The sequence below is a fragment of the Macrococcus capreoli genome, assembly GCF_025628935.1.
GTDB lineage: Bacteria > Bacillota > Bacilli > Staphylococcales > Staphylococcaceae > Macrococcoides > Macrococcoides capreoli.
Map to the genome: position 1 here is coordinate 1 of NZ_JAOTIS010000029.1, position 8,481 is coordinate 8,481.

Genomic DNA, 8,481 nt, shown 5'->3' on the forward strand with positions numbered 1-8,481 from the left:
TTTATTTATACTTTCATGCAAACGCGTAACACACTTATTTTTTATATGGTCCTTCTTTTATCATCGTCTTAACATCTTCTACAATTTCCGCTTTTGGAAACTTTTTATCGCCCGTATCTTTCCCGGCATAATCTTTCATAATCACACCGTTTTGATCAACTAAATAAAATGACGTCCCGTGTGTCGCCTGATCATTTTGTGCAGTTGGAGGTACAACGATTGTTTTAAAATTTTCCTCTGCAAATTGACGGATAAATTTTTCATCATATTGTGTTACGGCCGTCCATACGCCTTTTGGTGGATTATATTGATTAATATATTTTTTTAATTTTTCTGGCGTATCTTTTTTCGGATCAACACTAAAGCTAATAATACCATAATCTTTAGATGATACGCCCTCTTTTTTCAGCGCATCAGCAACTTGACTCATATTATACGTCATCGGAGGACATACTGTTTTACAGTTTGTGAAGATAAAATCAACGAGCCAAACTTTCCCTTTTAAATCTTTCTCAGTAACTTTTTTTCCTTCTTCGTTAATACCTGAATATTCTGTAATGGTATTCCCATACAATGATTTAGGAACAATTCTAGAATTACTACAAGCTGCGACGATCATAAGTGTAAGTAATAAAAATGAAATAATACGTATGTTTTTCATAAGCCCCTCCTATTTGTCAAATTATAATATAACAAATAAAAGTTGCGCTGAGTATACTTTATATACGAAAGTTTTGACATAATTATTACAATTTATTTAATCTCAAATTTTGCATGACTATCATAGCCATCCGTTTCAATTTTAAGTATTGCTGGAATACGTTCTTTCAGTAATTGAACGTGACTAATCATACCGACTAATTTCCCTGAATATTGTAAATCCATTAATGCATTCATTGCAACATCTAACGTTTCATTATCTAACGTTCCAAAGCCTTCATCTATAAATACTGACTCTAAATGGATTCCCCCTGATACTTGCATTACAAAATCGGATAATCCTAATGCTAAACATAATGAAGCTAAAAAGGTTTCACCACCTGATAAAGATGAAATACTTCGCGATTGATTTGCATTATAATCAAAAACCTCAATCACTAGGCCTTGTTTGCCACCACCACTTTTTTCACTTTTACGGCGCAAATCATATCGATTACTTGTCATTTCTCTTAATCGAATATTTGCAAGTTTTAACGTTTGTTCTAAATAGTACATAAGGACATACGTTTCGATATCAATTTTCTGGGCATTTTCTCCATTTAACGTATTACTTAGTTTTATGAGTGAGCGTAATTTATCCATCATCTGGTGGTATTCAGCAAACGTAGTGTTGATTTGTTTGTAATACTTTATATATGAACCATGTTGTTCTTTCATACTGCTCACTTTAGCATGTAATGCATTGACCGCTTCTGCCTGTTCCTGTACTTGTATTGATAATGCAGTTAAATCAGGATGATTTCTGCCTTGAATGAGCGCTTCCAGTCTTTCTCTTTCTTTGTTGATTGAAATCATTCGGGTTTGATAATCATGAATAGACTTCTCATAATGCGCAATCGTCTCCGCAATATTTTCTGTTTCATATTTTTCCTGAATCATTAATGGAATTTCAAACTGTTTGATTCTATTATTGAAATGCTGAATATTTTCATTATTTTCATTTAACTGCAGTGTTAAATGTGTAGTCTGTTGATGCATCAAACTTATCGATTGTTGATTGTCAATCAACAATTGTTGCAGTGCTGCAACATCTTTTTCATAAGCTAAATAATTAAGTTGAAATTGTTCAAATTTCTTTTTAAATGTTTGATACGATTTCGTTTCAGTATCTTGCTCAAACATCTGTTTCATATCTGTATATTTTTCTAATTGTTTAATTAATGCAGTGTATTGTTCACGTTTTAAAGATAATTGCTCAGCTAATACTTTACGATTTGAGATTGCTTCTCCTAATTGATGCGCCTGTGATTGAAGTGACGTCAATTCATTTGTCCAGTCATGGAGTTGATGTTCTGCAGATTGAACCTGTACATCAACTTTTTCATGTATCATATTGAGATGCTTATTGATTTGCTCAAATTGTGATAATTGAATGTCGTGCTGCTTTACATGATTAATTAAATGATTTACTTCTTCGAGTTCTGGTCTGAGATCTGCCAATGTATCTTCATTATGCATATTAATACTACGTGGTACTAATATCAAATCTTCTAAATATATTGATAACGATGTTTGTATGCGTAATAATGCCTGAGTTTGTTCAAATAAAGTATGTTGAAGTTCATGAGCTTCTACTAAAGATTTGTCATCCAGTGTTGTAATAATATTTGAACAAACAGGACATTTTTCTCCAATTTGTACTGATGCTTTCAATGCATTGACCTGGTCAATATCCTGTATATTTTCACTGCGTCGTAAATCCTGTAATTTTATTTTTATCTCATTAATGACTTGTGTTTTATCAGTAATTTGTATATGCGTTGATTGAATTCTTTCAATTTGCTGCATCAATTGATCGATGGCATGTAATCGTTGTAATAAATTTAATCTCTCAGCTTCTTTTATACCTATATTATTTTGTAAAGCAATCCGATCGTTATTGCTTTGCATCAACTTTTGCTCTAATTGATCTAAATTTTGAGTTAATGTTTGCTGTGATTGCATTTCTTTTTGTAATTTTTCTATTTGCGCTGATATTTGTTCTATTTGATCATCTAGTTGTTTGTAACTTTTATTTAAGTATCGTTCATTTTTTATCACATAATTTTTCATAGCAACATGCTTTTCAGCATGTGCTTTTAATGTCGATAGTTCGTCTTTTAGCGCCGTAATGGACTGTTCAGCTAATACTTCGTTTTCCTTATTTTTCTTGAGATTACTTTCAATATCCTGCCTTTTTTGAAGGGCAACTTTCAAGTCGTGTGCTGTTTCGTAATAATGTTTTAATTGTGATAAGTATTTTAAATCATGTTGATACGTATCAATAATTTCCTGATGTCGTTGTAATGATTGCAGTTGTTCATCTAATGTATTGTATTGCTGAATATGATGTGCAAGCTGTTCACCTTCATGATAGGCCTTTTCAATTGATTTGAGTGATTCACGTGATTTAACTAAACCATTCTCATTATCGGTTATTGTGTTATTTAATTGTGTAATGCCATCTTTTATCAATGCAATTTTTTCTTCAATTAAAAGTTCAGTCTCATCGTTAAATAATGATTGAAACAATCCGAATTGGACATTTAAAGTTGTTTCTAACTGCGTCATTTTTTTTTGATCTTTTTTCAATGTTTCTTTGAGTCGATTTGAAAGTTTTTGTAATTTTGTCGTATCAAATAACGTTCTTAATATTGCCGTCTTTTCACTCGAGTTTGCAACAAGTAACGATTTGAACTCTCCTTGCGGTAATATAAATATTTTCCTAAATTGATGTTCATCTAATTTGACAATATCATAAATGATTTGGTTGCCTTCCTTTATTCTAGATGCCAGTAAAACTTTTTTGCTGTCAATAATTTCATATACAAGCAACGATTTTTGAATTGGTGATTTATTGCCTTGTTTCGTATAAGGTACATTACGATGAATTTCATATTGCTTATTATGCATAAAAAAGCTATATACAACTTCAGTCGGTTCATTATCATTGGCATTGATATTTCTTAAATGATAATAATCTCTATCTTTCGTTGAGGCAACGCCAAATAATGCATACATCATGCCATCAAATATTGTTGTTTTACCAGCACCTGTTTTACCACTAATTAAAAACAATTTATGATTTTGCAGTTGATCAAATTCGATTGTTTCGTCTTTAAAAGGACCAAATTGTTTTAATACTAATCGATTAGGCCTCATCGTCAACACTTCCCTCATTCAGCATTTCATGTAGTACTTCCATTTGCTCATTATCTAGTGTTTCATCTGTCATTTCTTCATAAAATGATTGGATCAATGCGATTGGTGAGAGTGTTGTAACATCTTTTGAAACAACCTCATGCTCTACAGATTGTAATATAGGTTTCAATTCTAATAAATAAGGATATATCGTTTTTAATTTCGTCATTGGATCATTGACCGCTTCCATTTCACTTAATTCTAATTTCAAATACGCATCCTGATTCACATTCAGTCTTAAATGCATTGCATCCTCAAATGTGCCTTTACCTACCTCTAAATCACGTTTCGCTTTTAATGGTTGAAACGTTACAGTTTTTTCTTCGGTATCAAAGATACGATACCCTTTTCTTTGACCGACCTCATTAAAAGAATAACGCATAATACTACCACTGTAGTAAACTTTATCATCTTTAATTGCATCGGGCGTATGAAGATGCCCTAACATCGTATAATCAAACGCTGAAAATAGGGCTTTCGGTACATTTTCAATCGTACCTACTACCAGATCTCTTTCTGAATCTGTCACTTCTCCACCCGCAACAAATAAATGACTGACGAGTATATTACAATAAGTGTAATCTAACTGTTGTTCAATCCGTTGAATGATTGCCTGATATGTATCGTGATGGGTTCTGATTGTTTCATCGTCAAAATAGATTCGTGCACTTGCAGGCTCAATGTACGGTACTAAATAAAAACATGTATTTTCAATGGTAACCGGCGTAAAACAATCGTCTAGAGCAGTCGAAAGATAATAATGATGCTGTCTGAAATAGCTTTTGGCATGTCCGAGTCGTTCTGCACCATCATGGTTGCCACTAACGGCGAGCACAGGAATTTGACGCGTCATATTTATTTGTAGTATGAATGCTTCATACAATTGCATTGCTTCTTTAGAGGGTATAGAACGATCGTATATATCACCAGCAATCACCAATACATCAATTTGTTCTTTATCAACTTGATGTATAATTTGATCCAATAATTCCTTTTGATCTTCAAGAAGAACATGTTGATTTATCGTTCTTCCGATATGTAAATCACCAATATGCATTATTTTCATGTCACTCACCTCTTTAACATTATACAAAAAAACACATCCCAAATTACAGGGATGTGCCGATGGTGTTATCCTAAAATGTTTATTTTGTTAAATCGAACAATACAGTTTCTACTTTATCAACAAGTTTTGCAGACTTAACTTGCACGGGTACACCTGCATTTGTCATAAAGTATTTTGCGTTAACGATGCTCTCCATAACATTTAATACTGTTTCTTCAGTTAAGTCAGCTTTCGGTTGATTCACTGTAAAGACATAACTCTTCCCAGTATCTGTTAAGAAGTTCATTTGTAACGTTTTCATATTTTCTCCTCCTCTTACATTACTATATTAGTTTCGATTTTATCAATCTTAATGTAAACTTCACCTGTCAATTTTGAGATTAATGCTCCGAATGCTTGTAAATCGTTGTCTGTTAAATCCATTCGGACTTGATTAAAACGTCTTGACTTAAATACTTCTTTACCATCGTCTTTTACGTCTGCCACATACATTAAATTTAATACTACTTCTTTTAACATGTTATCACCTCCTTTACACTTTATATATCGAAGGTGCACTATAAGATAGACACTCAATTTTGAGTTCTATATAATAATGATTGAGGTGAAAGGCATGAACGATTGGTTTATGATATTTATATTTTTATGGACATTATTTTTTATTACGCTGCTTGCAATTGGCGGTTTCTTTATGTTTCGCAAATTTTTAAAGCGCATGCCAAAAGAAGATGGTAAAAGTGAGTTGGATTGGCAGGACTATTACATCAATAAAGCATTACCGTTATGGGGTGATGACGCAAAATCATTATTAAATGAACTTGTTTCTCCCGTACCTGAACTATTTAGAAACGTGGCAAAAGAACGCATCGCCGGACGCATTTCAAAAATTGCGCTCGATGAAAATGCATCACGAATTGAACTTGATCATATATTACGTGGCTATATTATTGCAACACCAAAAAGAGATCATCCATTTATGAAGAAAAAGCTCAATCAACTTGGCATTGATTATGCGCCATATGAAAAATACTTTAAATATGCAGATGATGAAAAACAAAAGTTTTCAATTTTTGATCATTCAGCAATAATAAAACAAGAACAGCAAAAATAAATATTTTAATATTGAAAAAGTCACCCCAATCAAATCGATTAGAGTGACTTTTTCACGTTATTGATAACAATTTAAGATAATGATTTTTGTAACTTTTTAAACTTTAAATACATCGCAATTCTCCAAGGTACAATCATACTAAAAGCAAGTAAAAAGAACATGCCAGCTAATTCTCCAGGGTGAATCGAACTGCTTAAGTAAAACTTCATGACACTTCTTATAATAAGCAAACTTATTAATATCAAAGGAAATAATTTAGAACGCTTCATATAAATCTGGTTATTTTGTACGACGAAGTTAGAAGTATAAATCAGAAATAATGAAAAGAACATCCCAACGACAACCGCTTCTAATATTTCCATCGGTGTTAATCGAAAGTATGGTATAACATACATCAATGCACCGGTTGACATAAAAATCGGTGGTAATATAATTTTTTTCACATTTGTAGGGTAATTTTGAGCTTTCATTCTAACGATGATGACAGCTGTACCCATAAACAATGCGACAAGCATTGATATTGCAAAATACATATGAATTCCTTCTTTCTAACTAAAAAATTGCGTTATCGCAGTAAGTTTATCAAAGAATAATAATAATCCCATTATAATCATCATGACGCCACCGATTTTAGTAATCGTCTGACTATATTTCTTTAATATATTAATTTTAGTAATAAAGAAAGTCAATAAGAAAAATGGAATACAAAAGCCTAAGACGTAGGCAATCATATAAACTAAAGCTAATGATTGATTAACAGCGGCCATCGAAAATATTGTTCCTATAATTGGACCCATACAAGGTGTCCACCCAGCTGCGAATGCAATACCGATTAACATTGTACCGATTAATCCAGATGGTCTGTTTTTGAATTCAAATTTACGATCTTTCATTAGAAATTGTGGATTAAAAATACCGAGAACGACTAACCCAAAAATGATACATAAAAGACCACCCACCATGCGAATCGTATTATCATATGATTGTAGTATGTCTGATACGATACCCAGACCTACACCTAGCGAAATATAAACAATCGAAAATCCGATTAAAAAGAAAATCGTATGTAGTAATGCATTTTTATCCATTTTATTATCTTTCAAATCACTATAACTTACTCCAGTGATATACGATAAAAACGCCGGATAAATTGGCAATACACACGGTGAAACAAAACTAAGTAAACCTGCGCCAAAAGCGACTGCTACCGTAATATCCCCCATATTCAACCTCCATTCTCAACTATTTTAACAAATAATCGAACTGACCTTATCTAATAATTTGAACGAAATGTGACAAAAATAAATGTATTATATTCCTTTTTCAATTTTTCTGTATATAATGATAATATATGAAAAATATTCGTTTGAAATTGAGGAGGCTGTTCGATGAATAAAACACTACATATTATAATAACATCTTTTTTCGCAATCACCATATTAACGGCTTGTGGTAAAAGTGAAAATCAGCAAACACAATCAACAGTAGATGATGCTAAACATTCAACTGAGCAACAAACAACCAAACAACATAATAACATTAAAACGAAAGATATAAATAAATCCAAACTGGCACTTGAAAAAATTAAAGCCGCAAAAGAACGTGGTAAAAGAAAAAAAGCTAACAAAGAACATCAAAAAACAGCACATACTGAAAAAAGTAACGATACAACAAGCCAAACGAATAATACAAACGAACAACCTACATCTGAGGACATTCAAAGCAATGAAACTCAAGTAATTAACAATGCATCGACCGTCACACAAAATGAAGATAACACTTTAATGAATACGCCGGACACTACGAACATCAATGCGAATAATCCAATACTGACAAACAATCAACCTATTAATAGTCAACCGTCGCCTCAACCCTATATTGAACAGCCAGTAACGTCACCGCAAACAAATGATAATGTCAGTTCAGAAACTACAACAAATGAAATACCTGTTACAAGTAATGAACCTGTTCCGACACAACCTAATACAACAGAAGTTACTAATCAACCTGCATCGAATGCGGCAACTCTGACACAATAAAAAAATCCTGACACGTTATACTAAATAACATTGTCTGGATTTTTTTATTGTTTATTATTTTAAATTTTGATTCATATTACGGTTCATCATTTGCATCATTTGATTAATTTTCTTTTGAGATGGTTTTTGACCCATTTGCATCATCATCATGCGTAACATTTCTTCATTGATTGGTGGATTTTTCTTTAAGTAATCCATCATATATTTACGTGCTAAGAAGAAACCTGCTGCCGCACCTGCCGCTGCTGCTAAAATTAATAATAATATCCAAATCCAAGTAGCCATTCAATTCACCCACTTTCTCATTCTTTTAAAAGTTTACTAAATTAAAGTGTATTTTTCAATAGTTATTTTCATCATTAAAA

The 8,481-nt window shown here is 32.2% G+C and carries 10 protein-coding genes; 2 read left to right on the top strand and 8 right to left on the bottom strand.

Going from position 1 to position 8,481, the window contains the following annotated elements; genetic code table 11:
- Positions 1-34 precede the first annotated feature (34 nt).
- The 5 genes from OCL94_RS12995 to OCL94_RS13015 form a co-directional block, all read right to left on the bottom strand.
- Complete coding sequence (locus tag OCL94_RS12995; RefSeq protein WP_262997347.1) at positions 35-661, bottom strand: SCO family protein; 627 nt, start codon at positions 659-661, stop codon at positions 35-37.
- Positions 662-753: 92 nt separating this feature from the next.
- Positions 754-3,861, bottom strand: a complete 3,108-nt coding sequence (locus OCL94_RS13000) for an AAA family ATPase (RefSeq protein ID WP_262997348.1) — start codon at positions 3,859-3,861, stop codon at positions 754-756.
- Positions 3,851-4,966, bottom strand: coding sequence for an exonuclease SbcCD subunit D (locus OCL94_RS13005; protein ID WP_262997349.1), 1,116 nt, complete (start codon positions 4,964-4,966; stop codon positions 3,851-3,853). The genes OCL94_RS13000 and OCL94_RS13005 overlap by 11 nt, the downstream gene beginning before the upstream one ends.
- Positions 4,967-5,045: 79 nt before the next feature.
- Positions 5,046-5,267, bottom strand: a complete 222-nt coding sequence (locus tag OCL94_RS13010) for a DUF2922 domain-containing protein (protein WP_262997350.1) — start codon at positions 5,265-5,267, stop codon at positions 5,046-5,048.
- A gap of 14 nt (positions 5,268-5,281) precedes the next feature.
- The gene (locus OCL94_RS13015) at positions 5,282-5,485 is read right to left on the bottom strand and encodes a DUF1659 domain-containing protein (RefSeq protein WP_262997351.1); all 204 of its coding nucleotides are present in this window, start codon (positions 5,483-5,485) and stop codon (positions 5,282-5,284) included.
- 94 nt (positions 5,486-5,579) lie between these two features.
- Between OCL94_RS13015 and OCL94_RS13020 the strand changes: the two genes are divergently transcribed.
- A complete protein-coding gene (locus OCL94_RS13020) occupies positions 5,580-6,077 on the top strand; it encodes a DUF2621 domain-containing protein (RefSeq protein WP_262997352.1) in 498 nt (165 codons plus the stop codon).
- A gap of 71 nt (positions 6,078-6,148) precedes the next feature.
- Here the strand turns inward: OCL94_RS13020 and OCL94_RS13025 are convergent, their stop codons facing one another.
- Both OCL94_RS13025 and OCL94_RS13030 read right to left on the bottom strand, forming a co-directional pair.
- Positions 6,149-6,610, bottom strand: a complete 462-nt coding sequence (locus tag OCL94_RS13025) for a CcdC family protein (protein WP_262997353.1) — start codon at positions 6,608-6,610, stop codon at positions 6,149-6,151.
- Between the two features lie 15 nt (positions 6,611-6,625).
- Positions 6,626-7,300 carry a cytochrome c biogenesis CcdA family protein gene (locus OCL94_RS13030; protein WP_262997354.1) on the bottom strand — a complete coding sequence of 225 codons (675 nt, stop codon included), beginning with the start codon at positions 7,298-7,300 and terminating at the stop codon, positions 6,626-6,628.
- Between the two features lie 165 nt (positions 7,301-7,465).
- Here OCL94_RS13030 and OCL94_RS13035 point away from each other — a divergent pair, with 165 nt between their 5' ends.
- Complete coding sequence (locus OCL94_RS13035; protein ID WP_262997355.1) at positions 7,466-8,116, top strand: hypothetical protein; 651 nt, start codon at positions 7,466-7,468, stop codon at positions 8,114-8,116.
- A 54-nt stretch (positions 8,117-8,170) separates the two neighbouring features.
- On the opposite strand, the gene OCL94_RS13040 is transcribed toward OCL94_RS13035, so the two are convergent.
- Complete coding sequence (locus OCL94_RS13040; RefSeq protein WP_262997356.1) at positions 8,171-8,401, bottom strand: YneF family protein; 231 nt, start codon at positions 8,399-8,401, stop codon at positions 8,171-8,173.
- Between the last annotated feature and the right edge of the window lie 80 nt (positions 8,402-8,481).